This is a genomic window from Metasolibacillus sp. FSL K6-0083, assembly GCF_038630865.1.
Taxonomy (GTDB): domain Bacteria; phylum Bacillota; class Bacilli; order Bacillales_A; family Planococcaceae; genus Metasolibacillus; species Metasolibacillus fluoroglycofenilyticus.
Window position 1 is genome coordinate 470,486 of sequence record NZ_CP152046.1, and the last position, 25,783, is coordinate 496,268.

Sequence of the window (25,783 nt, forward strand, 5' to 3'; positions counted from 1 at the left end):
AGCTGCTTTTAATCCTTTACTTGAAAGGGTGACTCAGTACATATTAATCATAGCAAATAATGAAATAAAAAACAAACATTTGTTCTTTTGGGGCGTAGACAAAGTTTTTTGAACGATTTTCAATATCCAACAGTCTAATTAATAAGGAGGTGCTAGGAATGGATGAAGAAAGCTTGCTTCAGCTACTTGAAATACAGGAAGAGCGCTTTTATAAAATTAGCTACGCTTATTTACGCAATGAGCAGGATGCGCTTGATGCCTATCAGGAGCTTGTTTATCGCGCATTAAAGCATAGGTATAAAGTACAGCAACCACAATACATGAAGACATGGCTTGTGCGTGTGCTAATTAATATTTGTCTAGATATGAAAAAGAAGCAGGGGGTGACAGTAGCATTAGAGCCTACTTTAGAGCCAATTGTATACGATGCACATTCGGTTGAGCTAGATGAATTACTAGCACAGCTTTCCCCAGTAGAGCAGGAGCTAATTTACTTGAAATATGTAGAAGATTTAAAAAATCAAGATATTGCCGCGCGTCAAAATATACCTGAAGGCACAGTAAAATCAAGAATACATACGACATTGAAAAAGCTACGTCATTTTTGGAAGGAGGAAAGAGGATGAGGAAGGAAAAGCGGCTATTTGAAAAGCTTGAGCAAATTGAAGTACCAAAAGATGCATTGAAGCAGGCAAGATTGCTTGCCATAAGCAGAAGGAAAAAGGAACGACAGCAACGAAAACGCATATTGCAGCTCGCATTTTCCGCAGCATTACTTTTCGTTGCTCTGACAATTAGCATCCGACTTTCACCACAAATAGCCGAAGCAACAGCAAAAATACCATTGCTTGCTCCATTTGTTGAAATGATTACTTATGATAAGGGAATGCAGGATATTTTAGCGAATGATTACGCAGAGGAGATAGTTGTTGAAGATGAGCAGAGGGGCAAGAAATTTATAATAACGAGTGTAGTTGCAGATGAAACAGGTTTATTAATTGCATATCGCTTTGAAAATAATGAGCCAATTACTCATAATATTGTTTTTCAAGAAGTGAATTTAATGCAAAATGGGGAAGTACTACCTGCTGGTGTGACAATGCATTTTAGTGGCGCAGAGGATAAAAAGATGATGGAAAGTACACTAGATTTTGTTTTTGTAGAAAATACGAGGCTTCATAGCAATGATTTTGAGCTTGTTGTGCAATTAAATGACCCACAAAAGACAACGTTCAATTTACCCTTTACTTTATCAAAGCAGCTAGCACTTAGTAAGCACTATGCTGTAAATAAATCGCTACAAATCGATAATCAAGAAATTTATATTAACAGTGTGCATATTTCGCCTTTACGTGCTGAAATTAGCTTCACAATACCTGAAACGAATTCAAAGCGCATTTTAGACTTTGAACTACGCTTAGTCGATGAGAGGGGAGAAGAATGGGGAACGATGAAAAATGGCACGACAGGACTTGGTTTAGTAAGCAGTGGTACTTTTACGCGTTTTATGCAAAGCAGTTATTTCCGCGAGCCAAAGTCGCTGACATTAATTATAGAAAATATTGAAGCCTTGGAGAAGGGCAAGGACTTTATCGAGGTTGATTTTCATAAAAAGCAAGTTTTATATGTGCCAGAGGAGCTAGACATAAAGCTAGAAATACTGACGGATACTTCCATTAATGCCGATTATCCATTAGCTAGAAAAGGGCAAGGTAAGCCTTTATTATCCTCTTTAATTGATGCAAATGGCAAGGAATGGTGGATAGTACAAAGCTCTTCTAGCATTGGAGATAGTGCGGAAAGTAAAAGCTCTTATATGTATGAAAAAGGTTTTGCTAATCCAGTTAAAATGTATATTCAAAACTATCCGCTATTTCTAAATGGAAGTGGAGAAGTCGGGCTGCCAATAGGGAAATGAGATAGAAAGCATGTTTTCGAAATAAAATCGAAGGACACAATTTTTGGGAGGTCTGAAAAGCAATGCGTTCGCCACTCGCTTTTCAGACAATTTTTTTAAAAATTCATTATGCTTCAGGTGTAAATGTGCGGTTTGCTAATTCCGCATCTAGCATGAAAATTGCGTTAGAGTCGTTTTCAATGCGGCGTAGTTTCGCGATAAGTGTGTCGAAAGATGCTTCTTCTTCAACCTGCTCATCGATAAACCATTTTAAAAATGCCGTAGTTGCATGCTCGCGCTCATCTAAAGCGATATCCATTAAATTATAAATGCGACGCGTTACTTCCTTCTCATGTGCCAATGCCTTTTCAAACGAATCTAACACGGAAGAAAAATCATTATGTGGGTTTTCAAAGCCATCGATTGTTGCGCGGTAGCCCATGTCGCTTAAAAATGTGTAAAATTTCATCGCGTGGAAACGCTCTTCCTCTGCTTGTACTAAAAAGAAGTTAGCAAAGCCATCATACGCTTGGTCTGTGCAATAAGCAGCCATTGCTAAGTATGCGTGGGCCGAAAAAAATTCATAGTTCATTTGTTCATTTAAGGCTTTGTGTAGTTTTTCTGACAACATATTCGCTTCCTCCTCAATTAGGGATTTTTAATTGATAATGGTTATCAATAAGTATATTTTAGCCTTTTTTTAGTAATGAAGGCAAGCTTTTTCTACTTTTCCTTTGAAATAGATAAAGCTCCTTGCCAAATGAGCGCCTATAATGCTATTATCTTGATTCAGCAAATGCTTTCAAAGTTAGAAAGGATGTAGCTTATGTTTGCAACATTTCATCAGTTTTTTCTTGATTTGCAAAATGTCACATTACCAAGTATCGGCGCTGCCATCGCTTTATTATTTGCTGGTATAGTTGTTCAGCAATATATAATTAAGCCTTTTATTAAATGGTCAGGGCAATTGTTTGAAAAGCGTGGTAAAGAATTTGAAGCGAGAGTTATTACGCAGTTTAGCAGTGCTATTCGATTTGCTTTTGTCATCTGCATTGTTTTTATAAGTGCCTCTATTATTTTAGATAAATGGCTAATTACACATCCGAAAACAACAAATCTATTTTGGTCATTTATGCTGTTTTTCATGTTTAAGGGAATTGCTGATGTCATTTCTCATTATATTGAGCATCCACAAAGTATCTATGCACAGCAAAAGCCAGAGCAACAGCATATTTTAATGCCATTTTTCCTACGTATTGGCAAAGTAACGATTTATGTCGTTGCGCTCTTTGCAATTGCTTCACTATGGAATTTCAATGTGAACGGCTTTTTAACAGGGATTGGGTTGACGGGGGTAGCGATTGCCTTCGGTATTCGTGATACGCTCGGTCATTTTTTCGGAGGCATGTCCGTCGCACTTGATAAACCATTTCAAATCGGTGATTGGGTAGCGACAGAGGACCAGAAAATTGAGGGTATCGTGGAAGATGTTAATTTAAGAAGTACGGTTATTCAAACAGGAGATAAGGGGCTAGTATATATTCCAAATGCCTATTTAGCCAATCGTCCTATTTACAATTTATCAAAGCGGCAGAAGCGCAAATGCGAATATTATTTATACGTATCTACTGCAAATAGTGAAGCGATTTTGCGTGAAGTATGTGAGCATTTACAGCAGCAAATTTATTTACATAAAGATACGGAAAAGGAAGTTATTCATGTTTATGTGGATGAGCTACGACCGACATCCTACCGCATACTCGTACGCTTTTTCGTGGCGACAAATGACGGGGGACAGATGCAAGCAGTGAAGCAGGATATTTTATTCGCAACACAGCAAATTTTCGAGCAGGCAGGAATAGAGTATGCAGAGGATGAGCTTTGGATACAAATGTGAACGCAGAATAAAATGCCAGTAGCTAGCAAATTCCCGTTTTACTTGTTTTCAAAGAAAGCACTCTCAATTTTAATGAGGAAATATTAGTGAAAGGAGCTGTTCGAAAAGTGTACATCTTTTCGAACAGCTCCATTTCCTATATTAAATAATTGCTAAAATTACTTGTACCTGCGATTACTCGTCGCAAAGGGAGCATCTCAAAATGATTTTTCAGACGCTCCCCGCTGTATTTATTATTTTACATCTTTAATCCATGCATCTACTTTATCGCGGTTCTTTTCAATCCAATCGTTTGCTGCATCTTTTGGATTTTCTCCATTGTTAATAGCAAGCATCACTTCTTCAATATCTTCTGAAGCCCATTCAAAGGCATCTAGCACCTTATACGCTTCAGGTGCATCTTGCTCTAAACCTTTTCGTGCAAATGTATTAATTGTTTCCTCGCCACCAAAGGCACCTTTTGGGTCCTCCAAATATTTTAAGTCATAAGAGGCAAATTTCCAGTGTGGTGACCAGCCTGTAACGATAATTTCCTCATTGTTTGAAATTGCTTGGTCAAGTGCAACTGTCATCGCACCTGAAGATGATGGAAGCAATGACCAGTCTGCTAAGTTAGGATAGCTGCTAAGTGCAGTTTCTGTAGCGCTCATCACACCAGCACCAGCTTCGATACCTGTAATTGTAGAGCTTGCTTCAACTGTCAAATCATCAATTGAGCTTACTTCCATATAGCTTGGCACGACTAAGCCAATTTTAGCACCCTTTAAATTTTCCCCAAGATGCTCAAGATTATCACCATATTTCTCAAGCTGTGCACCATGCGTTGCTGGGAGCCAACCTGCTACCATCGCATCTGCTTCACCTTTTGAGACAGACTCCCACATAATAGCGTTGTCTAATGGTGTTAATGTAACATCATAGCCAATTTCCTCTAACACTTGCCCAACAACATGCGTTGAAGCAACTTCTGTGTCCCATTCAACATAGGCTAAATTAATTTTACCTAAGCTATCACCATCGCTAGATGATGAACCATCTCCACATGCAGCCAATGCTACCGCTGCACTTATTGCTGTTAATCCTAAAAACCATTTGTTCTTCTTCATGTTTTAAACAACTCCTATTTCTTTTGGTTTAAACTTTGTGTTAAACGGTCTACGATAATCGCAAAAATAACTAAACTTAATCCTGCGACAAAGCCGTTTCCTACCTGTGCACGCTGCAGGGCAGATAGTACTTCACGACCTAGACCCGGTGCACCAATCATTGAAGCGATGACAACCATCGATAAAGATAATAAAACAGTTTGGTTAATACCCGCCATTATCGTTGATTTAGCAAGTGGTAATTCCACTTTGAATAATTTTTGTGTCCCTGTACTACCAAATGAATCGGCGGCTTCAACAAGCTCTTTCGGTACTTGACGAATACCTAAGCTTGTAAAACGTACAGTAGGGGGGAGTGCGAAAATAACAGAGGCGAAAACACCCGGTACGACACCGATGCCAAAGAAGGCTACGGCTGGAATTAAGTAAACAAAGCCGGGCATTGTTTGCATGAAATCCAGAATCGGTTTAATGCTATTTTCTGCAATATTATTTTTAGACATTAAAATCCCAATTGGTACGCCAAGCACGATGGCAATAATACTTGAAAAAAGTACAAGGGTAAATGTATTCATTAATTGCTCCCATAACCCTTGATTATAAATAAATAGCAAACCGATAATAGAGAAAATCGGCAAGCCGAATTTTTTTCTCGTAGCAAAAAAGGCAAGTATTGCAACAAGTAAAATAAATAGGACAGGGGGAACAGCTGTAAGTAATGCTGTCACACTTTCCATCACAGATTTACCGCTCTCTTGTATAATTTTAAACAACCCAGAAAATGTGCTCGTTAGCCAATCCATTGTTTTTTCAACGGCGCCTGCCACTTGAATTTTTGGGATATTATTTAATAAATTACTCATTCGACTCACCCCCTTGTGATGATGAGGCAAGTGATTCGATAATGACACCACGTATTAAAATGCCGCGTAGTTTACCTTCATCGACAACCGCAACAGGTGTTGGGCAGTCCGATATAATCGGTAAAATATCTTGAATTAAAGTTGAGGAATCCACTGTAGGCATATCTGTTTTGACAAATGATTGCACTGTTTTCAGCCCGTTTTTAGCGGCCTCTAATGCATCATTTGCTGTAATATAGCCTTTAAATTGGCGTAGCCTATCAACCGCAATTAAGACGCTTATTTCCTCCTCACGCATACGCTGTAGGGCAACTTTCGGTCCATCATTTTCAATATTAATAGTCATTGGACGTACCATTACATTTTCTGCTGTTAATACCTTTGAACGGTCAACATCTTCTAAAAATGTACGGATATAGTCATTAGCTGGATTCGTTAAAATTTCCTCACCAGTGCCAATTTGCATAATTTTTCCGTCTTTCATAATGGCTATGCGGTCACCGATACGCAATGCCTCATTAAGGTCATGGGTAATAAAAATAATCGTTTTCTGAACATTTGACTGAAGCTCTAATAATTCGTCCTGCATATCTTTGCGAATTAATGGATCTAGTGCAGAAAAGGCTTCATCCATTAATAAAATTTCAGGGTCATTTGCTAATGCGCGTGCAAGACCGACACGCTGCTGCATACCTCCTGATAGCTGGCTAGGAAATTGGTCCTTATATGCTAATAAGCCTGCATTTTGTAAAGCTTTTTCTGCTTTCAATCGTCTTTGCTCTTTGGAAACTCCTCTTACTTCTAAGCCGTACTCTGTATTTTCAAGGATTGTACGGTGGGGGAATAGACCGAAGTTTTGAAATACCATGCTCATTTTTTCACGGCGAATATTTTGAAGTTCACCTTTACTTAAAGAGGTAATATTTTGTCCATCAATATAAACCTTTCCACTAGTTGGGTCAATCAGCCGATTTAACAAACGGATAAGAGTTGATTTACCACTGCCTGAAAGCCCCATAATAACAAAAATTTCACCCTCATTAACGGTGAAATTGGCATCATACACACCGACAGTTGCACCCGTTTTTTCAAGAATTTCTGTTTTGCTTTTTTGCTGCTCGACAAGCTTTAATGCATTTGTAGTCTGTTTGCCAAAAATTTTGGTGACATGCTCTACCTTTAATTTTTCCATCATTTCACTTCTTCTTTCCAAATAAATTTTCGTGGGAATTCTTTATCTACCCCCTTTTACCAAATAAGTAGATAAATAGATTATATAAAAACCGACAACCTAATGTTAACAATGAGTTGTTACTTTTGTCAAACATATGTAACGAAATTGAAAAAGTCTAACAGGCAAAACGACCTGTTAGACTTTTATTAAAATAGCTTACCATCCAGTGGTATAACTACATTGATAGGAATATTTATAGGGCTTAAATTTGTAGAAAATCTTTTACTTTAACAATTGCCTCATCGTCGCCAATAAAGTAGATAACATTGCCAGTATTAAGTGTTGCATACGGTCCTGGTGATAAAATAAGATTTTCATTATTACGAATCGCTACAATTGTAGCATGTGTATTTTGCCAAAAATTAATTTCGCTTAAGTTTCTAGATAAATACGGACAGGAAGATGTAATTTCAAGCTGGAAAGGGACAAAAGGGTCGATGGAGCGGAAACGCTCTGTGCGATTTATCAATTCCTTCGCCGTTTGTTGCAATGCTACTAAATCATTAATTTGATTTTCAATGCTTTGCTGTAAAGCTGTTTGCAGCTCACGAACCGTTTGAACACCTTCAAGTCGCTGTATAAGCTTTACGGCATTTTCATAGGAGGTAATAACAACACCACTACCTTTTGTCGCTTCAACAATTTCTAAATCCTGTAACACTGCGATTGCGCGACGAGCTGTTTCGGCTGACACGCCATATTGTGATGCAAGCGATGAGCGTGCATAAATTTTTTCACCGATAATATATTTTTTTTCAACAATTTTTGCCGCAATATCCTCTGCGATTGTTTGATATCTTGGCTTTCTAATTTGTAATTTTTTTGTTTCCATCTAGCTTGCCTCTTTCATTATATGCTTGTATCTATAAAATATAGATGTGTTCTTAAGTCATTGATTTATAAGCAGTTAAGTAGCTTCTAAAAGGAATTAGCCCCACTTTTAGCCCCAATCCTTATAGTTGTAGTGTATCACTAAAAATGGCTACAGACTGTTGTTCCAATTCTTACATAACATGACCATAGGTGTTAAGAAATTAATCTTTGCCTTTGATGCAATTGTATCTTCATCTTTTATTACAATTTTAATAAATCGATTACGTGCAAGGATTTCTTCCTCTATTGCTGCATTAATAGCAATTTTAAAAAGGCTATGAAGCAATTTTACCGTTCCTGGCTTAAATTTCCTTTCTAATTCGTTAATATATTTTGTTTGATAAGTCGCACGATTCAACTTTTTAAGCTTGTAATGACCTAACAACGGCTTCATATGGTTTTTAACAGCTAATTCACACTGTATTAGTGTAGTCTTTTTCCATTTGTTTTTATTTATTTCAAGCCATTCTGCTACAGTTATGTTATCATGTTCAATATGTTTTGTTTCACTCGCAGCGTTGCAGCCTTCACTTTCAGTAGGGCTTTCAACGCTGCCTTTTCTGTTTTGAAGCTACTTTTTTTCTTTTCTTTCCGTTTTCCAGTAGCATCATAAAACTTATGGCGGTACATCCACAATTTTCACCTTTCGCATTGAAATAATAATATATTTCAGGCCCTTTTGTAGATTTAAACAACTTCATTATTACCATTCCTTTCAAGTTTGGCGGCATGTAAGGAACAAAATAGTTTAATGAAATTTGGCAACAATATGCCGCTACTTTGTATTATAGATAAAAGAGGGCGCATAAGAAATGGTTTTCTTATATGAAATAAGTTTTCCCTATACAGAGATAATAAAGTTATTTTAAAATATGAGTCACTCAATACAAAAAGGTCATTTAATGGAATAAGACTTCCCATAATAATGTAAATATATTATTATTAGAGAATGTGAAAAAGATAAGCGGAACAGAAATGGGGGTTTTTCGAATGGATTTGTTGCAACAAGTAATAGATAAATTTAAGTTGAATGTGTTAGCGGTCGATAACGTTCCTCAGTCTTTTAGTTCGACTGTATATAAAATCAGGTTAATTAATCATCGTACGGTATATATAAAAATTCCTTATTCCCAAGCAAAACTTGAACTGGAGTATACTGTACTTAAACGTTTACGCAATGAGCTACCTGTACCAGAACTGTTAGACTATTGGGAAGGGAATGAGGAGGTCACTGGTGCTTTATTATTATCCGCAATCAACGGTGCGCCGATTACAGAGAAGGTCGATACAGCTTTAGCTTATGATATCGGAGTACACCACGCAATGCTACATGCAATTATTCCAAATGAGCAAGATTTCAAAAGTTCCGTTTCCAACGTATATGGTCAATGGACTGCGTTTATTAAGCGACTGTTTTATTCCTTTGCAGAAGATGTTAAAGAAGTGATTGATCCTCGTTTATACGAACAATCATTGAAGCATTTTGAACATCAACTAAACCTACTTCCATCTCCTGACGGACCTAGCTTTATACATATGGATTTTCGCCCAGGTAATATTTTAGTTCATGAAAACCAAGTAGTTGGCATTATTGATTTTGAAAGTGTCCGAATTGGCGCAGTCGAAATGGACTTTACAAAAATTAATCGCGATATATTCATGAAATATCCAGGGACAAGGGAAGCGTATCAAAAGGGCTATGAGTCCATTCGTCCACTTATTGACTTACAAGAGGTTTTACCGTTTTATCGCTTTACCGATGCTTTTAATTCAATTGGTTGGTGTAAAAGAAGAGGTATCGAAAAGCATCAAGCTTTTTTACAGGAGAATTTAGCATATTTAAACGATTTTTTACGAATGAGTGATAGTTAAAAGAGAATTGTCATACTTCCAATCTGTTAATAAAATCCTTCCTCATATTTCAATTTACATTGCTCCACATATTTATGGTCATGCTGTAAAGATTTAATGGCAAGGTCTAGTAATAAAAGCTTATGCAAAAGATTACGCTGTTCAAAGTTAATCATAAAAATCAACTACTAATCGAGCAGACTGAATGTTTTGGAGTGGTATCTTTTTTACACTAGTCGATGTTTCAAGAATCAAAGTTTTTATGTTAATGCTTTTTATAGTGCCGATAGGCTGTTCAAATTGCTCGTTATTCCATAGAAGCAATTCAACATTTACCTGAAGTGCATAAGCCTTTTCTATTGTTTGCTGTAATTCTTCTAATTCCCATTCAGCAAACTCTTTAGGCTGCTGTTTTTCTTCTTGCTTTAATTGTTTAATCAACGCTAGATGCTTAGGTAACATCATCGATGTCCACTTTATATTACCTCGATCACGTATCAAAAAAATCACTCCTATGCTAAGCGACATTGAAAAAGAAGAAGTTTATCGCACGCTCTATGAAAATTATGAGATAGCTAGAGTCGTGCTATTTAAATATATTAAAGGTTGGTATAAGTGCAGGGGGATTCACGGAGCCGTAGGTTTCCTAATGCTTGAAGAATGCAAAAGTATATGCCGAGTTGCTTCATAAAACCTGGGGCTTGAACAATCTATCCCCTTCATATTTTTGGCGCACCCCCATGGATTTCAGGCTCTACACGGAATGTAGAACACTCCGTAAATGGTGGTTGCCGATTATAAAAACTTAACTTTTGCGTGTCAGAAATCTTGACTTAGATCCAGAAATTTAGTCTGGAATGAAAATATCTCATTTATTTCACACAATATAACGATTATTGTCATTTATATTTCTAATTTCCTTCACATTTTAATAGTAGAGTATAAATGTCTAGTGACATTAATTATTTTGGAGGTAAAGAAATGAAGAAACTATTTTTAGTTGTTCCATTTATACTAGCTCTTTATGCGTGTAATGATGATAGTACAACGGGAACAGGCACAGAGATTGAACAAGACTCAAAACAAGAAGAGGTCGTATCAGAACAACCAAAGAATGAAGTTACATATTTAGCAGCCACAGCAGAATGGGAGATTGATAACCGTCTACAAGAACCAACAGAGGATACGATTTGTGAAATTTGTAATATGAAAGTATACACAAAGGAGCATGAGCTAGGGGTATTTTCTGCACAAGCTGTAAAACCAGACGGTACAATCGCATTTTATGATGATATTGGCTGTTTATTAAATGCAGAGTTAGCTCATAATCAATCTAACGAAAAATTTGTACGAGACTATATTACATTAAACTGGATTAATGTCGAGGAAGCAACCGTAGTCAAAACTGATATTAAATCACCTATGAATTGGGGTTATATATTCTTTGCTTATGAAGAAGATGCAAAAACATATATTTCAGAAAACCAGACTGCAAAAATTGAAGCATTAGAAGTAGTGAAACAAGCAGCAAAAGAACGCTATGAAAAAATGATGCAAGAGGGGGGACATGGAGAGCATGGAGACCTTGACCATCACGGTGAGGATCATGATGAATCTGAAGATCACAATGGGCATTAATAGAAAAAAGGGCATTTTATGTGCCCTTTTTTTCTGCATAGTTGGATTTCCATCACCTGCATATGCTCAAACTTTACAACAGCAGATTGATAACCTTCAAGCAGGTGAAGTTTTAGAACTAATTCCAGGTCAGTATTCAGAAAATATAATTATAGACAAAGCAATCAGTATTAATGGAAATAAAAATGTTGCACTTTTGGGAAAGATAGAAATAATGTCTGATGATGTAGAGATTAAAGGTATTCAATTTTTAGGTCAACGAGGTATAGTTGCTAGAAAAGTTAAAAACATTAAAATAACGGAAAGCACTTTTCGTACCGATAAGTTCCCTATTTATTTTGATGGTGTCGTAAATAGTAAAATTACTAAAGTGGATATTGCAGGAGAATCAAATCATTATTCTAAAATGAGTCACGGTATTTCACTATATAATTCAAAAGATATTTATATTAACCATAGTATTGTTACACAAGTACAAGATGGAATTTATTTAGAAGGAAGCATGGGTGTGATAATTGAAGGAAATAAAATTACTCATGGACGCTATGGAACTCATATCATGTACGGTAACGATATCAAGCTAATAGGTAATGATTATGCTCATCATATAACGGGTATTATGGCGATGATGGTGGATGGGGTAATTATAGAAAGTAATTCGATTAAACAGCAAAACTCTTTAAATAGTTCAGGTTTAACTTTGTATCAATCATCGAACGTGAACATTATACATAATACAATTCGTGAAAATTCGATTGCTGTCCAATTTCAACAGGCGGAATCAGTAAATATGTCTGAAAATATCATCGCAAGTAATTTACTAGTTTTAAAAAATATGCAGCCAAAAGATATACTTTTTACAAAAAATAAACTTTATGGCAATGTATTAGTCGCCTCAAGTGGTTCTGAAGGAATTAAATTATTAGCTAATACTTATGATGATTATGGCGGTGAAGATTTTGATGGGGATGGTTATGGTGATAGTGAATACATCGCCACTTCTACTTTTGGTAAATGGGTTTTAAAAAATGAACATTATCAATATTTTATTGGAAATACAGCGACTGAGTTATTAAATAAGATGGATAAAAACATAGCTGAAGAGAATACTCTCGTCGATATGATGCCTGTGAGTCAAGAGAGACAGGCATGGCAGTTATCCTTCTCATTAAATCATTTTAGCATAGGCATTAGTTTATTAGTTTTATTAATATTTAGTTGGAGGAGATTAAAATGAAAAAAATTATTTTATTAGTGGTTATGGGATTTTTGTTAATCGGTTGCTCAAAGCAGTCAATTGAACCACGTAAAATTGACCCAGAAACTGATATTTGTGTTGTATGCAATATGGGCATCACACATCCAGATTATGCAGGGCAAATAATTTTTAAAAACAATGATCATCTAGTGTTTGACGATTTAGGTTGTTTAATTGAATACTTAAGAGAGCCAGAGAAAGAAGTAGCAGTAGCGTATATTAAATCAAATGATAAGCAGGAATGGGTTGATGTAAAAGCGGCCGCCTATATATACAATCAGAATTATTGGACACCAATGAATTATGGTGTACTAGCTTTTGCATCGATTGGGGATGCGACTATTTACGAGCAAGAAAATGGGGCCGGGAAGGCTCTTACCTATGATGAGTTAGTAACGTCGTTTAAATGGGGTGTGCATGAGCATTGATTATATCCGAAGTAAAGCAGCTTTTTCGAAGCAAATGGATTTATATGCTGCTCTGTATTTTTATTGTGTTATTTGTTTCCATCTTAATGTTACAGCAATTAAATGTTGACACAAGTGGATTCGACCGTTTTCAAGCCTCGATATTAAATCTATTACTTTTTTTGTTTCCTTTATTTATCTTGACAATTGGATCGATGAGTATTGCTGCTGATATTGAATCAGGTTGGTATCAATTAATTCGATCTTATTCGGTCAGTATTACGCATTATTTAGCTGCTAAATATGCTGCATTAGTAACTATATTCTTATTTGCCTTAGCTACTACAGAGGCAGTTATATTAATTATAGGAGCTTTCTTTGGTGGCGTTCATATAGATATGTATTTCTTTATACTAACAGTTGTTATTATTGTTGTTTTTAGCGCTATGAGTGTAATGATTGGCTCTTTCTCCATACACCGTTTACAAGCTTTAGGCTTTAGTCTAGCTATATGGGCAATTTTAACATTATTAAGTAACTATATCGTAATGGCGATTGGCACAATTATCCCTAAGTATGTTTATAAAAATGTTATCTATGCGCACGTTTATCTAAATATTATTGAGTGGCTACGCTATATTTACTTGATTCAGATTGAACAAACTGGCATTTTAGGCAAGTCGTTTTATTATTTAACACAGTTTTATGAAACGACTATCGGCATATTTCTCATGATAGGTATCACTGCATTGTGGTGGTTCATTCCACTTTGTTTGGCCTATTTTAAGCTAAAACGTAAGGAGAACTTTAAATGATCGAGCTACAAGAAGTAGTTGTTAAATATCGTAAAGGGCGAAAAATCGGTCCTGTGACCTACCAGTTGACAAGCGGGAAGATTATCGCATTAGTAGGGGAGAATGGTGCTGGAAAAAGCACCATTATGAAATTAATTATGGGTCAATTACCTGTAGATAGTGGCACAATAATGGGTATTCCTAAAGGAAAGGTGCGCTATATGCCTGATGACCTTAATTTTCCTACTACATTAAAAGTGGGTGAGATTATTGAGTTGTTAGGAAAATTAAAAGGAATTACAAAAGAAAGTCAAAATGAGATTTTGAAGCGAGTTGATTTATTTGACCATAAAAATAGCTTTACAAGCGAATTGTCAAAAGGAATGAGACAGCGTTTAAACTTTGCACAAAGCTTGTTAGGAGAATGTGATGTCTATATTTTAGATGAGCCTACTAACGGGCTAGACCCGTATTGGATTAACAGGGTGAAATCAATTTTAAACGAAGAGAAAAATAAGGGTCAATTAATCTTATATTCGACTCATTTGCTATCAATGGTTGAAGAAATAGCAGATGAAGTCATTTTTATTCACAATGGGAAAATCCTTGCTTCTGGTAATATCTCTAATCTAAAGCTTCAATATGCTGAGAATTCATTAGAATCAATATGGATGAAATTGTATTTAAAGGAGGACGCCCTTTGAAAAATTTACTTTCAGGTGGAGTTATTTGCATTTTAATTACACTGCTATTACTTAATTATCTATCTTCATATGAAAAAGAGACCATTCAAGAACAAACGAACACGTCAGATATAGTGCTCTCTAATAGAGCAGTGCAAAACTTTGAACTACCTAACCTATTAGGTGAAAAAAAAGCATTATACAATTATTTAGGGAAACCAGTTGTCCTTGCGTTCTGGGCAACATGGTGTGGTCCTTGTAATGAGGAAATGCCACGATTGCAAAATTACTATGCGACAAATCAAGATGCACATATTGTGGCAATTAACGCAACTGATACTGAGGCCAGTATAGCAGCAGTAACTAAATATGCTAACAATAAAGGGTGGGATTTGCCTATCTTATTTGATGAGACAGGTGAAATCAGAAAGCGGTTTGGTGGATTTACCATACCAACAACAGTATTTTTAAGTGCAAATGGCGAAATTGTTCATGAAGTTTATGGGCCAATTGATGAGGCTTATATAGATAATATTTTGGGACAATTATAAATAAAAATCAGGCGCTTATGGCTCTAGCGCCGGATTTTTAAATTTATCTCGCTTTAACGGTAAGTCCACCATTGATGGAAGCCTCACCTTATTAGCTCTCTTTTAAAGATGTCTCACGACTTTTTGAAATCCAGAGAATCAGCTCAATTAAAACAACGAGAATCAAAGAAATACCAAAGAGTGGCATAATAATGCCCAATAAAACAACGAAAATATAAAAGGGAATAGAAATTTCTTTCGCTGGAGGGGGGGCAGAAAGTATCCCTTTTTGTTTACGTAATAGCCATGTTTTGAATCCAAGATAAATTAAATATAAGAAGGCTAAACAGACAAGCAAATTGATGATTTTATTTGGCCAACCAAATAAATGTCCTTCGTGAAGGGGGATGCCCCATGTGAACCATTTTCCTAAAACCCCATATTCTTCGTAACCGACAGAAGAAATAAGTGTGCCGCTATATTGGTCGAAATAATTTGTAACTTCCTCATCCGGGCTGACATCTAACCCTGTAACACCTGTGCCCGAGCCTTTAGCAACTGTAAAAACACCTTCTTCAGAGCCAGGTAAAATAATAGAGTAAGGCTTTGGAATATTTTCATTTTCAATATGTCCGATTAATTCTTCTATAGATAATGCATTTTCATTCGTGTAATCGACAGCGCCTGAATGTTCTCCATGACCTGAATGACCTGAAGCATTTGAGGTTGGCATTTCATTTTTACGTGTAATCCATGGAATCTCATTTATCTCAGATGTTGGTGGACTTTGCTGTAATTCAGGGAAACCTATAGATGGATTTTCTTGTGCCGCTGTATAGATAAAGTTTCCCATCAATGCTGACCATGGTAAACCTGTGAAAATAATAGCAACCATAGGAATCGTGATAATTACGCCAACTAGAGTATGCCATCTACGGGAGCGAATGCGCGTAGTTTCTGTCTTTGCTTTCTTGAACAACTTCTTTCTAAATGTCATATAAAGACCTGAAAGTAATAAAAAAATAGCCCAGCAAGCAGCTAATTCTACTAGATAATTGACAAATGTTCCACCTACGAACAAGGAGCTATGTAGATTTCGTAAGACATTTGAGAATGTATAATTTGCATCCTGACTGCCTACAATTTGATTGTTATCATCTAAAAATACATATTTTTGTTCACCTTCACTGTTAGTCATAGTTAAACGAGTATTATACGGCTCGTCTAACATAATGATTTTACTCAGAGAATAGTCACTAAAGGCTCCCTTTGCTTGCTCAATCCCTTCGTCAATTGTAAGTTTTGTTGTTTTGTCACTATCTTCAAAGAAGGAATCCGCATATAGTTTTTTTTCCACTTCCGGGTAAAATAAGTAACCCATACCACTAATTGTTAATGTAAGCAACAACGGGGTAATAAATAATGCAGCGAAAAAATGCCATCGCCAAAACCGATTGTATAAATTTTTCATAAAGCCTCCTGCAATGTATAATTTCTCTTACATGAAAAATATACATTACAGATGTGAAATTTGAATGATAATTTTAAGGAGAAATTATGTTTAAAAAGAAAAATTTTTATTGTTAGTATAGAAATTCCTAAATATGTTACAGTCATATTACTTATGCATTATTTATCTATTTTTTTAATTCCTTTAATTATTTCTTCAACATAGGATTCATCAGTATAATTATATTCGTTTATTATATAGCCTTGTTTATCTATTAGATAAAAATTTGTTCCATGAATAACTTGATTAGAAGTGTTAGTTTTTTGAACTATTGTTTGAAATTGTTCTCTTGCAAATTTTTCAATCGTTTCTTGTGAGTATCCTGACAACATATGCCAATTTGTTTCAGTACTGGTGAATTGCTTTAAATACTCCTTTAACACAACTGGCGAGTCAAGATCGGGATCTACGGTAAATGAGACGAATTCAACTTTTAAGCCCTTTTCCATCAATTTTTTTTGTAGGGATGCCATTTCAAACATCATAGGTGGACAAACCGTTTGACAATTTGTGAAAATAAAGCTAACAACCCAAATTTCACCTTTTAAATCTTCTGTTCCAAATGGCTTCTCATGTTGATTAATAAATGAAAATGAGTCAATCTTATTGTTGGAGGGGTGTTTTTCACTACAAGCTGATAAAATGAATAGACAGACAACAAAATAAATTATATAACGGATTTTCATAACTAATTTTCTACTCCCTCTATATTAAGGTAAGGTAATTGTATTGTAACAGTTGTCCCTGTTGATTGAAGACTTGAGATAGTAAATTTGCCTTCATGCAACCGGACAATTTCTTTTACAATGGATAATCCTAATCCAGTTCCTCCAGTTATACGATTCCTAGCTTTATCGGTGCGGAAAAAGCGTTCTCCGATTCGTTCGATATCTTCTTTTGGAATTATCATTCCTCCATTAGTTATTTGAAATTGAATGACTTTATTTATCTTTTTTAATTTAATTAAAATAATACCTGATGGTAACGAATATTTAATAGCGTTATCTATTACGTTATAGAATACTTGATGAATTCGTTGTGAATCACCGAATATAATAAGGTCTTCTTCAATAGAAAGTTTTACTTGTAAATTACTTTCCCTTAAAAGAATTTCGAAAAAATCAATAGTATCTAATAATACTTGTGCAATTGCAATTGGTTGCATATTTGTTGAATATGAGTTGTCTTGTAAATAATTCAAATCAACTAAATCATTGATTAATTTGCTTAAACGCTCTGTTTCTTTTTGTATCGTTGTTAAATAGTTATTTGCTTCTTCAGAAGAGGTGTATATTTTTTGTTTCAATGCTTCTGTATATCCTCCAATATAGGTAAGAGGTGTCCGTAATTCGTGAACAATATTTGTCGTGAATTCTTTTTTACGTTCTTCCATTTGCCCTAATGATAGGCACATTTTATTAAATGCTTTAATTAATTGACCAATCTCATCTTGACGATTAGTTTGTATAATATTTGAATAGTTTCCCATTGAAACTTTTTCCGAGAGTCGTTGTAAATCTTTGATAGGTTTGAATATTGATTTCCAAACAAGAGTAATGATTAAAAAGAAGGTGCAAAAAAACAAAGAGCCAACGACAAGTAAAATAGGAATACTTTCTTTAAATACATCTTGAATGGCTTCGAGTGGTACATATATATATATAAATCCAATTAGACCCATTGTTCCTTTTATTGGGAAAATAGCCCCTAATATTTCACGATTTAATTCGTCAACAAATCCTTCTTTCATTACATATTTCCCTTGCTCCAATTCAGACTGATCGTGAGAATTGATAAGATTTTCGTAATTTACTTTATAAGGGAAATAAGAGGGTAAATCATCCAAATTATCAACAACGATAATTTTAAATTCGGAAACAACATTATACCATTGGATTTTTTTTATAATTTCCTCACTTAATTCACCATAATGATAATGTGAAGCTGTTCGTTTACCTTGGTGGATGATAGATTCTTCTATACTTGAAACATATAATTTAGAATATAAATAATGAATAAATAAAAAGGAAAATAGAACAGAAAAACCAATGCTAAAGATGAATATGAGCAATATTTTTCTGTTAAATGTAAGGTTTCTCATTTTTACACCTCAAATTTATAACCGATTCCCCATACCGTTTCAATTAAATAACCATAGTCCCCCATTTTTAATCGTAACGTCTTAATATGAGTATCAACTGTTCTTTGGCTGCTTTTATTGTCATCACTCCACACGAGATTTAATAATTGTTCTCTTGAGTATACACGTCCGCTATTTCTTGCAAGAATATTAAGTAAGCCAAATTCTTTTCGTGTTAAAGAAAGTATCCTATCATTTATTTTTACTCGATAGGATTTGTGATTAATTAAAAGTGGACCTATTATGAAAACATCAGATTCGCCTTTTTTGCTATATGCCCGTCTAAGCACGGACTCTATTCTAGCAAGAAGTTCTCCAGGAAGAAACGGTTTTACTATATAATCATCTCCACCTAATTTTAGTCCATGAATTTTATCCCATTCTTCTCCTTTTGCTGATAAAAAAATAGTAGGAGTCATTGAAATTCGTTTAACTTCTTGCACAAATGTGAAACCGTCCATAAAAGGCATCATTACATCAACTAACAGTAAATCTGGTTTTGTTTCGTCTAATAACGAAAGAGCATGAGAGCCATTTGTTGCTTCAACAACTTTATACCCATCTTTCTCTAAAAAAGTTCGTACCATCTTCCTCATTTGATCTTCGTCGTCAATTACCATAATAATCTTTCGATTCATATAATTACCTCATTTCGAAAATGAATATATATAATTTTTGATTATAGGATAAAAATGTGAATTGTGTGTGAAGTAGGGTGTTTGATCATAAATTTTCAATACTTAATTAGATTTATATGAAATTTTAGAATAGAAAAATAATTAAATTTTTCAAACGTGCTTAGATTATTTGTAACTGTATTTTCGAAATAACCTCACAATGAATTCATATCTATAGTGTACTATCTTTCTATATTGACGAAAGAGTGGTGAGATAGCGGTTGTAATTTGATTGGGGGGAGGAGTAAAATACTTTTTCCAATTGAACATTAAAGGACATATTATTATTTGGTTAATTTAGGTTAATATGAAATGGGGGGTAATGGAAAATGAATTTTCCTGTTGTGGAATTCCCTTGGTTGGGAAATGGTACAGTTATAGCAATCATCGCAATAGTACATGTTGTTGTTAGTCATGGTGTTGCCATTGGAGCAACGGCATTAATGGTTTCAATGGAATATGTAGGTATAAAAAATAAAAATGAAGGACTAATTAATTTAGCGAGAATGTTCAGTAAATGGATATTAATTATAACAACAACAGTTGGGGCAGTTACGGGTGTTGGAATATGGGTTAGTACAACGATTATCCAACCAGATTCTATCGGCTCATTACTACGTATATATTTTATCCCATGGTTCGTAGAGTGGCTAGTTTTTGTGGGTGAAGTAATACTACTATTATTTTATTTTTATACATGGGATCGATGGACGGGTGTAAAGCAATATATTCATAACCGAATTGGAATCGTATTAGTGGTCTTTGGATGGTTAACGGCAATGATTATTACAGGTATACTCACAGCTAAACTTACTCCAGGGTGGTCGGAGGACTTTTCATTTTGGTATGCGTTTCTTAGTCCACCATATTTACCCTCCTTGGCATTTCGTACATTCCTTGCATTGGTTTTAGCAGTTTCATTAGTATCCATATTTATTAGACTATTTATTAAGTCGGAAATTTTAAAAAAGGATGTATTCCTATTATTAGGGAAAATATACAATATTAGTTTACCTTTATTAATATTATCAGGAATTTGGTATTTAATTGCAATTCCTGATGAAGCATACAATCAAATAATTTGGTCAACTGGTATGTCGAAAGATATTTTTATGATGATAAATTATTTAGGTTTATTTGCTTTTATTATCTTTGGAATATGGATAATCGGGAGACCAGATAAAGTATCTATTGTTTTAGCAATAGCAGTATTTTTTTCATCCATGGGTTTTATAGCAGAGTTTGAAATGGTTCGTGAATCCGTTCGTAAACCTTATATTATTTATGATTATATGTACGCAAATGGAGTGAAAGAAAAAGATGTGGAAAAATATAATGAGGAAGGTTACTTAACGAATTCAACTTTCGCAACTATCAAAGAAGTAACCGAAGAGAATGTATATGAGGCAGGGGAACAAATATATAAAGGACAATGTATATCTTGTCATACTATAGATGGATGGCGTGGTAAACGTGCATTTGCCAATCGTTTAAATGGATGGACAGAAGAAAATATTGATCAGTATATTAAAACTTTACATGAAACAAGGCCTTTTATGCCACCGTTTGTAGGGACTGATGAAGAAAGAGAGGCTTTGGCACGTTATTTACGAAAAGTAACAGGTGAAGCTAATAATAGTGAGATTAAGTCAGAGGAGGAATCAAAATGATTTTGCAATCAATAGTGCCTAAGGATTTAGATCTTGCTATTCCAGGCAGTGTAGGTTTTTTTGAAATATTAATCATCGTCAGCTTTTTGCTTCACATACTATTTGTAAATATAACAGTTGGTTCATCGGCAATGGCTGTATTTCAAGAAATAAAGGGAATTTATTCTGGGAGAAAAGAAGATGACCTTTTAGCGTATCAATTAGCAAATCATACTTCGGTTTTAAAGAGTATTGCTGTTGTATTAGGGATTGCTCCATTGTTGTTAATTAGCGTTATTTATACTCAGTATTTCTATCCAGCAATGATATTAATAGGGAAAGCATGGATATCATTACTGATTATTCTTATTGTTGCATTTTTATTTCTATATACGTATAAATTTACTTGGGATAAAATGCAACATATTAGTAGAAAACGTATTCATGTATTAATTGGAGCAATGGGAAGTTCACTCCTTCTCTTTGTTCCCCTTATTTTTATAGTTACTGTAGTTTCAATGCTATATCCAGATATGTGGGAAGGGTCAAAAGGTTTTTTCTATAGTTTAATTTATTATCCTCAAATTTGGCAACGTTACTTTCATTTTATAATGGCTAGCTTTGCAATTGCAGGGTTTTATCTATATTTTTGGAACAACCGCCTTCAAAAAGCTGGAACAAAAGATAAAACTGATGAAGCAATGAAAGAACAAGGTAAGAGATTGGGTCTGCAAGTAATGATTGGTACAACTGCTTTGCAATTTTTTACTGGTTTTTGGTTATTAATGAACTTTGAACCTGAAATTCGATTGCTTTATATGGGGGAAGACTTATTACTAACAGGTCTATTAATGGCATCCATTTTGTTTACAATGCTATTATTATTTTTACTTTATTTGCTTATGAAGCATAATCAACGAAAGTATTTTATAATGTCTGTATTAACTTTTGTTTTTATATTGGGCTTAATGGGGTGGATGCGTCACGAGTTAAGAGAAACATATATTAAGCCATACAAAGAAGAAGCTCCGCAAACAATTCAAGTGAAAAAAGATACAATTGATAGGGAATAAAAAAATTTAGTAAGGGGCTGTCCCATAGCCATCAAGTTTATCTAACCCATTTAATTTTCAAAATAAATGGGTTAGATCTTTCTATTTCGGCCACCACGAAAAACACCTACAATGTATTTTTTTACATTTATAGATGTGTTTTTATCATTTGAATAACGGGTATAGATTCAATAGTTATTCGAGGGTGCCGATGAGTTGCTGGAAAGTTGGTTTTCCTTTTTTCCTCGATTTCAGGCCATGCCGTTCCATTTGACTGAAAATATAGAGGAGCGTTTGAACGACAGATGCGGCACCTTCTTTTATCGCCAAATAAAGCGCCTCTAATTTATCAAATAACATCTCGATTCCTTTCATCTCGCTCAACTCCTTTCGCGATTTGACCCATAATAAATAACGCATTTGATACGTCACCATCGTACACAAAATCAATCGAATCAATTGACTATAAAAATAACAGATGAAACGCTCTATTTTCATTGGTTTGCAGTGGGGGAGTGCCATTGTCGATTTCCATACTTTAAACAGGAGTTCGATTTGTCAGTGGAGGGAATAGATTTGGTAAATATCAGGTGTGTTGATTATCCTTTATTTTACAGATAAAACCTAGTCATTCGTTAATTTCCGCTGCGGGGACGCTTTCCTCGGGGTTCGGCTTCAACTAATTTATTTCGGCATTCGCCGAAATAAATGGATTTTCAGCTCGAGGCCAACACGAAGTTGGTCATGGAGGCGTTGCCGCAGGACGCGGCGATTTTAGCCTCCCTACCTCTGATCCCGATGGAGTCGCCCCCTCCACTCCAATCAACGAGTGTATGCCTAACAAAAGGTGCTTCCTCTAAATAAAACATGCTAATTAATAGACAATATTTACATAATCAACACATCTGGGTAAATATCCTCTTTCGTAATTGCCTCTGGTAAATTTGTCATGTAAATTCCATAAGCACTCATCGCATTCGTTTTCTCCTGATAACGAATGCCCCCTCACTCGTTCAATTTCTTTCATGCGAGCGATTCGTTTTTCTTGTTGGGCAACAGAAAAATGACAAATCACCAATCTCTGTTGCGAGTTGTGTAATCGAATCAGCCGAAAGTTGAGTAAAAAGCTCTTGATAAAGTAATTTCATTTCTTGGTCTAAGGGCATCATAAAAAAGCGCCACCTTTCTTAGTTAGTACTAATTAAATAGCGCTTTTGGCAAATTTTTAAACCTATTTTCTTAACTTGATGGCTATGAGACAGCCTCAAAAGACTTATATTTATGTTTGACTTCTAATTAGAGATAGCCGAACACCTAAAGGGTAATTTGAAGATTAATGCTTCACGACCATTACGAGCATAAGATGTATCACTTCTGCCATCTATTTTACCAAATGCTGTCGTCAGGAAAGTGCTAATTTATAATGTTAAGGATTTTGAAAGATAAAAAAACCTTATTCCTCTGTCTTTTTAGCGGGGAATCAGGGGTATAGTCTTTCACAAACATGCCCGATTATGGAGCATTGTACAGTCCTTTCTACACAATGAAATCGTAATAAAAGGTGCCAGTCACTCAAACAAACGTGTTAACTTTAACAAACATGTTTGTTTGAATTTTCATGATCGAACGAGTGACTAGCACTAAGAAATAATGATCCTGATTTATGTGCATTATCTAGCTCAGCACCCTCTCATAAAGCAGGTTAAAAAGTAGGTCCTAAGAATTATTTGAGCAAAATTTGAAACTAACAGACAAACCAATCGTAAATAACTTTGATAGCTGTTCGCTACTATTATTTAAGGAGAGGAAGTTTAAATGAAGAGCAAAAATACAATAATTATTTTGGTGTTTTTACTTACCTTGATATTACAGGCATGTAATCAGACCACAGGCAATGACAATGACAAAAATGAGAGCGAAACTACACAAAGTCACAAACAAACAGATGTAGAAGACACACAAGCGGATGACCAACCAACAGACAATACAGAAGAGGCCAATGAAACGGTAGGAATTCAAACAGAGACTTTAGTATCCGATGCATTGCCACTGCCAACGAACTTTGATGAAATTGTTTCTTATCCTGTCGGACCTTATAGCGGAAATGGATATAACTCAAAGCTCGATGGGAAAAATCAACTCACCGATGAAGAACTTGTCGAAGTCATTTTAGAAACATTGCCTGCTTTTACGAAAGAACAAGTACAAGAACAAGGCTTTTTAGATCAATGGCTTAGTGCACTCCACTATTTAATAGCCGAAGATTATAAGGATCCCCAATTGATATTCGACCAAATGGCTCTTGAATCGTTTGGAAAACCAATGATTAACGGGAATTTGATAGACTTTAAAGAACAATTAAATGTGTTAATCATTTTAGATGCAAGTGGTAGTATGGCAAACGTTCTTAATGGAGAAACCATGATGGATATTGCAAAGAGGGAATTAAATCTATTTATTGATCAACTACCAGATAATGTGAACATCGGATTACGTCTATACGGTGGAAAAAATGCAGTGAATGGAGGGAAATGTTCAGATACAAAACTATATCATCCTATTGCATCAGGAAATAAAAATGAAATCAAAACGACAATAGATGGCATTACACCAGGTGGGTGGACACCAATCGCTGAGAGCTTAAAACAATCTACAAAGGACTTCTCTAGTTATTCGAGTAAGACAAATACAAACTTAATTTATTTAATTAGTGATGGGGTGGAAACATGCGAAGGAAACCCTGAAAGTGAAGTTGAAAACTTGAGAAACTCAAATATCAAACCAATCGTGAATGTGATCGGATTTAATGTTGATATGAATGGACAAAAACAATTAAAACAAATTGCTGATTTAGGGCAAGGTCAATACATTCATGTTTCGAACAAAGAAGCTTTCGCTGATTCGATGAAATCTATTCAAAAGATTATTGATGCTTGGGAAATACAAAAACTTGATGCCATTGATGATGCAATTACAGCAAGAGGAAAACTTGATAATGCAATCTACCAACTGTCTAGGGAGTGGGAACATCAATTAAAAGATGAATATGACGTCATGATGTTAATGATGGATGCCCTCAATTACTCTGAAGGCTATTTTGAAGACAAACAAGTTTTTCATGATGTTCACAGTCAATTATTAGATAAAATTTCAAATAAAAATGATCTATATAGGGAAGAATTCGAGAAAAAAAGTACAGAACTAAAAAGTGATGTAGATCAAATTTTTGAAAATTTGTTAAGTGAGATCAATTGATTAGCGACAGCCTCCTTTTATTATTTCAACCAGTCATTTGTTAACTGGATAAGGGTGTAAGAAAAGATCTAGCGGGGAAAGATCTCCGCGGGATCTTTTTCTAATTCTATAGATGCGTAGTGATGTTCATCCATTCACACATCTTGACCACAGAAGGACTCATGTATTAGATAACATCCTTCATTTATGCGATTATATAAATATATGTAAAAGAAATATCTAGAGAGATGATAAAACCTGTCGAAGACATAATTATCCTTTATAAACATTCACAAACGGTTTAATTACCGAGACGAGCTTAATAGAACAGATAGAACCATCCCTTTCTAAAATTGAAGATTCTAACTTCCTTATGATGCCGCTATGCATATTTTTATAATAGTAGCCTCAATTGATTCCTTAACATACTTGGTCATGCGCAATTCTAAAATATGGAGTTTGCGAAAAAGCCTGATATGATCGCATTTGC

At 35.0% G+C, this 25,783-nt stretch carries 26 protein-coding genes and 1 pseudogene; 13 read left to right on the forward strand and 14 right to left on the reverse strand.

The window, feature by feature from the left end:
- Positions 1-158: 158 nt before the first annotated feature.
- Both MHB51_RS02160 and MHB51_RS02165 read left to right on the forward strand, forming a co-directional pair.
- Positions 159-626 (forward strand): sigma-70 family RNA polymerase sigma factor, encoded by a 468-nt coding sequence (locus MHB51_RS02160; RefSeq protein ID WP_066162844.1) that lies wholly within the window; start codon positions 159-161, stop codon positions 624-626.
- Entirely contained in the window at positions 623-1,918 is a 1,296-nt protein-coding gene (locus tag MHB51_RS02165; RefSeq protein WP_342558874.1) for a DUF4179 domain-containing protein, read from the forward strand. Before MHB51_RS02160 ends, MHB51_RS02165 begins: the two co-directional genes overlap by 4 nt.
- Before the next feature lie 106 nt (positions 1,919-2,024).
- On the opposite strand, the gene MHB51_RS02170 is transcribed toward MHB51_RS02165, so the two are convergent.
- Positions 2,025-2,528, reverse strand: coding sequence for a ferritin (locus MHB51_RS02170; protein ID WP_066162849.1), 504 nt, complete (start codon positions 2,526-2,528; stop codon positions 2,025-2,027).
- A gap of 195 nt (positions 2,529-2,723) precedes the next feature.
- Between MHB51_RS02170 and MHB51_RS02175 the strand changes: the two genes are divergently transcribed.
- Complete coding sequence (locus MHB51_RS02175; RefSeq protein WP_342558875.1) at positions 2,724-3,794, forward strand: mechanosensitive ion channel family protein; 1,071 nt, start codon at positions 2,724-2,726, stop codon at positions 3,792-3,794.
- 233 nt (positions 3,795-4,027) lie between these two features.
- Here MHB51_RS02175 and MHB51_RS02180 read toward each other — a convergent pair whose 3' ends face one another.
- The 5 genes and pseudogenes from MHB51_RS02180 to MHB51_RS02200 all read right to left on the reverse strand — a co-directional run.
- Complete coding sequence (locus MHB51_RS02180; RefSeq protein ID WP_066162851.1) at positions 4,028-4,900, reverse strand: glycine betaine ABC transporter substrate-binding protein; 873 nt, start codon at positions 4,898-4,900, stop codon at positions 4,028-4,030.
- 14 nt (positions 4,901-4,914) lie between these two features.
- On the reverse strand, positions 4,915-5,763 hold the full coding sequence (locus tag MHB51_RS02185; RefSeq protein ID WP_066162854.1) for a proline/glycine betaine ABC transporter permease: 849 nt from the start codon (positions 5,761-5,763) through the stop codon (positions 4,915-4,917).
- A complete protein-coding gene (locus MHB51_RS02190) occupies positions 5,756-6,955 on the reverse strand; it encodes a glycine betaine/L-proline ABC transporter ATP-binding protein (protein WP_066164389.1) in 1,200 nt (399 codons plus the stop codon). Before MHB51_RS02190 ends, MHB51_RS02185 begins: the two co-directional genes overlap by 8 nt.
- A 244-nt stretch (positions 6,956-7,199) precedes the next feature.
- Positions 7,200-7,829 (reverse strand): GntR family transcriptional regulator, encoded by a 630-nt coding sequence (locus MHB51_RS02195; RefSeq protein ID WP_066162857.1) that lies wholly within the window; start codon positions 7,827-7,829, stop codon positions 7,200-7,202.
- A 222-nt stretch (positions 7,830-8,051) separates the two neighbouring features.
- Positions 8,052-8,571 (reverse strand): annotated as a pseudogene (locus MHB51_RS02200) (Arm DNA-binding domain-containing protein); the annotation flags it as partial.
- 289 nt (positions 8,572-8,860) lie between these two features.
- On the opposite strand from MHB51_RS02200, the gene MHB51_RS02205 reads away from it, so the two are divergent.
- On the forward strand, positions 8,861-9,742 hold the full coding sequence (locus MHB51_RS02205) for an aminoglycoside phosphotransferase family protein (protein ID WP_342558876.1): 882 nt from the start codon (positions 8,861-8,863) through the stop codon (positions 9,740-9,742).
- A 26-nt stretch (positions 9,743-9,768) separates the two neighbouring features.
- Here MHB51_RS02205 and MHB51_RS02210 read toward each other — a convergent pair whose 3' ends face one another.
- Together MHB51_RS02210 and MHB51_RS02215 are read right to left on the reverse strand one after the other, a co-directional pair.
- Positions 9,769-9,897, reverse strand: coding sequence for a hypothetical protein (locus tag MHB51_RS02210; RefSeq protein WP_342558877.1), 129 nt, complete (start codon positions 9,895-9,897; stop codon positions 9,769-9,771).
- Positions 9,890-10,222: a YolD-like family protein gene (locus MHB51_RS02215; RefSeq protein ID WP_342558878.1), complete on the reverse strand. Its 333-nt coding sequence runs from the start codon at positions 10,220-10,222 to the stop codon at positions 9,890-9,892. Before MHB51_RS02215 ends, MHB51_RS02210 begins: the two co-directional genes overlap by 8 nt.
- 480 nt (positions 10,223-10,702) lie before the next feature.
- Between MHB51_RS02215 and MHB51_RS02220 the strand changes: the two genes are divergently transcribed.
- Genes MHB51_RS02220 through MHB51_RS02245 form a run of 6 tightly spaced genes read left to right on the forward strand, consistent with a single transcriptional unit; the run spans position 10,703 to position 15,052 of the window.
- The gene (locus tag MHB51_RS02220; protein WP_342558879.1) at positions 10,703-11,359 is read left to right on the forward strand and encodes a nitrous oxide reductase accessory protein NosL; all 657 of its coding nucleotides are present in this window, start codon (positions 10,703-10,705) and stop codon (positions 11,357-11,359) included.
- A complete protein-coding gene (locus MHB51_RS02225; RefSeq protein ID WP_342558880.1) occupies positions 11,349-12,596 on the forward strand; it encodes a right-handed parallel beta-helix repeat-containing protein in 1,248 nt (415 codons plus the stop codon). The genes MHB51_RS02220 and MHB51_RS02225 overlap by 11 nt, the downstream gene beginning before the upstream one ends.
- Entirely contained in the window at positions 12,593-13,045 is a 453-nt protein-coding gene (locus tag MHB51_RS02230; RefSeq protein WP_342558881.1) for a nitrous oxide reductase accessory protein NosL, read from the forward strand. Before MHB51_RS02225 ends, MHB51_RS02230 begins: the two co-directional genes overlap by 4 nt.
- A complete protein-coding gene (locus MHB51_RS02235) occupies positions 13,042-13,839 on the forward strand; it encodes an ABC transporter permease subunit (protein ID WP_342558882.1) in 798 nt (265 codons plus the stop codon). Before MHB51_RS02230 ends, MHB51_RS02235 begins: the two co-directional genes overlap by 4 nt.
- Positions 13,836-14,522 (forward strand): ABC transporter ATP-binding protein, encoded by a 687-nt coding sequence (locus MHB51_RS02240; RefSeq protein WP_342558883.1) that lies wholly within the window; start codon positions 13,836-13,838, stop codon positions 14,520-14,522. Before MHB51_RS02235 ends, MHB51_RS02240 begins: the two co-directional genes overlap by 4 nt.
- Positions 14,519-15,052, forward strand: a complete 534-nt coding sequence (locus tag MHB51_RS02245) for a TlpA disulfide reductase family protein (RefSeq protein WP_342558884.1) — start codon at positions 14,519-14,521, stop codon at positions 15,050-15,052. Before MHB51_RS02240 ends, MHB51_RS02245 begins: the two co-directional genes overlap by 4 nt.
- Before the next feature lie 91 nt (positions 15,053-15,143).
- Here MHB51_RS02245 and MHB51_RS02250 read toward each other — a convergent pair whose 3' ends face one another.
- The 4 genes from MHB51_RS02250 to MHB51_RS02265 all read right to left on the reverse strand — a co-directional run bounded on the left by MHB51_RS02250 (position 15,144) and on the right by MHB51_RS02265 (position 19,319).
- On the reverse strand, positions 15,144-16,502 hold the full coding sequence (locus tag MHB51_RS02250; protein WP_342558885.1) for a PepSY domain-containing protein: 1,359 nt from the start codon (positions 16,500-16,502) through the stop codon (positions 15,144-15,146).
- Positions 16,503-16,660: 158 nt separating this feature from the next.
- Positions 16,661-17,227 (reverse strand): SCO family protein, encoded by a 567-nt coding sequence (locus MHB51_RS02255; protein ID WP_342558886.1) that lies wholly within the window; start codon positions 17,225-17,227, stop codon positions 16,661-16,663.
- Between the two features lie 2 nt (positions 17,228-17,229).
- Positions 17,230-18,642, reverse strand: coding sequence for a HAMP domain-containing sensor histidine kinase (locus tag MHB51_RS02260; protein WP_342558887.1), 1,413 nt, complete (start codon positions 18,640-18,642; stop codon positions 17,230-17,232).
- 2 nt (positions 18,643-18,644) lie between these two features.
- Complete coding sequence (locus MHB51_RS02265; RefSeq protein ID WP_342558888.1) at positions 18,645-19,319, reverse strand: response regulator transcription factor; 675 nt, start codon at positions 19,317-19,319, stop codon at positions 18,645-18,647.
- A gap of 368 nt (positions 19,320-19,687) precedes the next feature.
- Between MHB51_RS02265 and MHB51_RS02270 the strand changes: the two genes are divergently transcribed.
- Both MHB51_RS02270 and MHB51_RS02275 read left to right on the forward strand, forming a co-directional pair.
- Positions 19,688-21,028, forward strand: a complete 1,341-nt coding sequence (locus MHB51_RS02270) for a c-type cytochrome (RefSeq protein WP_342558889.1) — start codon at positions 19,688-19,690, stop codon at positions 21,026-21,028.
- Complete coding sequence (locus MHB51_RS02275) at positions 21,025-22,080, forward strand: cytochrome c class I (protein WP_342558890.1); 1,056 nt, start codon at positions 21,025-21,027, stop codon at positions 22,078-22,080. The genes MHB51_RS02270 and MHB51_RS02275 overlap by 4 nt, the downstream gene beginning before the upstream one ends.
- Before the next feature lie 174 nt (positions 22,081-22,254).
- Here MHB51_RS02275 and MHB51_RS02280 read toward each other — a convergent pair whose 3' ends face one another.
- On the reverse strand, positions 22,255-22,434 hold the full coding sequence (locus MHB51_RS02280) for a hypothetical protein (RefSeq protein ID WP_342558891.1): 180 nt from the start codon (positions 22,432-22,434) through the stop codon (positions 22,255-22,257).
- A 638-nt stretch (positions 22,435-23,072) separates the two neighbouring features.
- Complete coding sequence (locus MHB51_RS02285) at positions 23,073-23,207, reverse strand: hypothetical protein (protein WP_342558892.1); 135 nt, start codon at positions 23,205-23,207, stop codon at positions 23,073-23,075.
- A gap of 667 nt (positions 23,208-23,874) precedes the next feature.
- Between MHB51_RS02285 and MHB51_RS02290 the strand changes: the two genes are divergently transcribed.
- A complete protein-coding gene (locus MHB51_RS02290; protein ID WP_342558893.1) occupies positions 23,875-25,314 on the forward strand; it encodes a VWA domain-containing protein in 1,440 nt (479 codons plus the stop codon).
- Positions 25,315-25,783: the final 469 nt, after the last annotated feature.